We start from the raw sequence: 2987 nt of genomic DNA on the forward strand, positions 1-2987 counted from the left end.
GTACCGCACCTTCGTGCTGGATGAAGCGAACCAGGATTATGTGCGTACGGCGCGTGCCAAAGGCTTGTCCGAGCGGCGCGTAATGTGGGTGCATGTGCTGCGCAATGCATCGATTCCCATCATTACCTATGTGATGGCCAACCTGCCTTCGCTGCTGATCGGCGCCTTCCTGCTGGAGCGCTTCTTCGGCATTCCCGGCATCGGGCGCGAAGTGATTCTGGCAGTGGAGCGTTCGGACTTCCCCGTCATTAAAGCCATCACTGTCTACGTCGCCGTCGCGACCATGGTATTCAACCTGCTGACCGACCTGCTGTACCAGGCTGTCGATCCGCGCGTACAACTGAAGTAAGGATTCACGATGCACGATACTCACGCTTCGCCCGGCCTGTGGGCGCTCGCCTGGCGCCGCCTGCGCGCCGACCGGGTGGCCATGGTGGCTCTGGCGATCGTCGGCGCTTTCCTTTTGCTGYTGGTGCTGTCCGCTTCCGGCCTGATCGCGTCCGATTGGGAAGACGAAGTCGCCGTCAACTATGCACCGCCGACGTTCACAGGCGCTGCTGCCGAACCGCTGATTGCCGCTACGCCGGCAGCGACGCAAGCCGTGCCGGAGAACGAATTCGATCCGCTGGCGGCCGATATCCGCGAACTGAAATCCGAGATGTCCGCCAGCCACACGCAGGATGTGGAGATGTACGGCGTGAAGGACCCGCTGGCCTCTGAAATGAAGGAACTGCGCGCAGGCATGGCGAAAACCGAACGCCAGGCCCACATCGAACGCAAGCCTTCGCTGCCGTTTGGCGCCGACAAATGGGGCCATGACATCATCAGGAAAACCGTCAAGGGCGCGGAAACCTCAATCATCGTCGGACTGGTGTCCGCACTGCTTGCAGTCGCGCTGGGCACCTTGTTCGGTGCGGTGTCCGGCTTCTATGGCGGCCTGGTGGACGACTTCTTCAACTGGTTTTACAGCATCTTCACGTCGATCCCGTCGATCCTGATGATCCTGACGGTGGCGGCGGTGCTGCAGCAGAAGGGTGTGCTGACCATCGTGCTGATTCTCGGCCTGACTGGCTGGACCGGCCCGTACCGCCTGATCCGCGCCGAATACATCAAGCACAAGGCGCGCGAATACGTGATGGCGGCCGACGCGATCGGCGCATCGAGCTGGCGCAAGATGTTCTCGCACATCTTCCCGAACGTGAGCCACGTGGCGCTGGTGCAGATGTCCATCCTTGTTGTGGGCTTCATCAAGGCGGAAGTGATTTTGTCCTTCCTCGGCTTTGGCGTGCCGGTGGGCGTGGTGTCCTGGGGCTCCATGCTGAACGAGGCGCAGAACGAACTCATTCTCGGCAAGTGGTGGCAGCTGACGGCAGCCGCGGTCGCGATGGCGGTGCTGGTCACGGCCTTCTCGCTGTTTACCGATGCCCTGCGCGACGCGCTCGATCCGAAAGTGAAGTGACATGGACAAGCTTTTAGAAGTACAGAACCTGCGCGTCAGCTTCAAGGTCGACAAGAAGAATACTTTTGAAGCCGTGAAGGGCATTTCCTTCAGCATCCCGCGCAATGCCACGGTGGCGCTGGTGGGCGAATCGGGCAGCGGCAAGTCGGTCAGTTCGCTGGCCGTCATGGGCCTGCTGCCAGAGCTGACCACCATCATCGATCCGAACAGCCGTGTGCTGTTCGACGGCCGCGAAGTGCTGCACCTGACGACCGCGGAGCGCCGCGCCATGTGCGGCAAGGATATCTCGATGATCTTCCAGGAGCCGATGTCCTCGCTGAACCCGGTGTTCACGGTCGGCTTCCAGATCGGCGAAGTGCTGCGCCAGCACATGGGCATGAACAAGAAGCAGGCGAGGGCGCGCACGCTGGAGCTGCTGGCGGAAGTGGGTATTCCCGATCCGGACAAGAAGATCGATGCCTATCCGGGCCAGATGTCCGGYGGCCAGCAGCAGCGCGTGATGATTGCGATGGCGATTGCCTGCGAACCGAAGCTGCTGATTGCCGACGAGCCGACCACCGCGCTTGATGTCACGATCCAGAAGCAGATCATGGAGCTGATTGCGGGTTTGCAGAAGAAGCACCAGATGTCCGTGCTGTTCATCACCCACGACCTGGGCCTGGTGGGCGAGATCGCGGACGAAGTGATCGTGATGCGCCACGGCGAAGTGCGCGAAACGGGCAGTGCCGCTGACGTCTTCAGCGCGCCCAAGGACAACTACACCCGCGCGCTGCTGCATTGCCGTCCCTCGCTGGATGCGCGTCCGATCCGTCTGCCGGTCATCGCCGACTACATGGACGGCAAAACCGGCATCGACCTGCCGCAGCGCGAGCGTGGCTACAAGCCGGACGACGAGATCGTGCTCGATGTGCGCAATCTGAAGAAAAGCTTCTGGCTGAGTGAAGGCCTGTTCGGCAAGCGCGAGTTCCAGGCGGTGAAGGATGTCAGCTTCAAGCTCCCACGCGGCAAAACGCTGGGCGTGGTGGGCGAATCTGGCTCCGGCAAATCGACCATGGGCCTGAYCCTGTTGCGCCTGCATCAGGCCACGGGCGGCAGCGCCATTTTCGAAGGCAAGGACTTGATTTCCATGCCGGCCAAGGAGTATATGGACTACAAGCGCCGCATCCAGATCATTTTCCAGAATCCGTATGCCTCGCTGAACCCGCGCTTCACGGTGGGCCAGATCCTGCTGGAGCCAATGCGCCTGCACAAGATCGGCGCCAACGACAGGGAACGCACCGAGATGGCCATGCAGCTGCTGGAGCGCGTCGGCCTGCCGCCGCATGCCTACCACCGCTATCCGCATGAATTCTCCGGCGGCCAGCGTCAGCGCATTGCAATTGCGCGCTGCCTGACCATGAAGCCGGAGATACTGGTGTGCGACGAATCGGTGTCGGCGCTTGACGTGTCGGTACAAGCCCAGGTCCTGAATTTGCTGCAAGATCTGCAGGATGAGTTTGGCCTTTCCTACATCTTTATCTCACACGAC

General features: G+C 61.2%; 3 protein-coding genes. All 3 read left to right on the plus strand.

Annotation, left to right across the window (positions count from 1 at the left end):
- Positions 1-349, plus strand: a 349-nt coding sequence (locus AB4Z11_RS28090; RefSeq protein WP_442029118.1) for an ABC transporter permease, incomplete at its 5' end; no start/stop codon positions are given.
- 9 nt (positions 350-358) lie between these two features.
- Complete coding sequence (locus tag AB4Z11_RS28095) at positions 359-1459, plus strand: ABC transporter permease (RefSeq protein ID WP_442029119.1); 1101 nt, start codon at positions 359-361, stop codon at positions 1457-1459.
- Position 1460: 1 nt separating this feature from the next.
- On the plus strand, positions 1461-2987 hold a 1527-nt coding region (locus tag AB4Z11_RS28100; RefSeq protein ID WP_442029120.1), incomplete at its 3' end, for an ABC transporter ATP-binding protein.

The sequence above is a fragment of the Pseudoduganella sp. RAF53_2 genome (assembly GCF_052113985.1).
Lineage (GTDB): Bacteria > Pseudomonadota > Gammaproteobacteria > Burkholderiales > Burkholderiaceae_D > Rugamonas.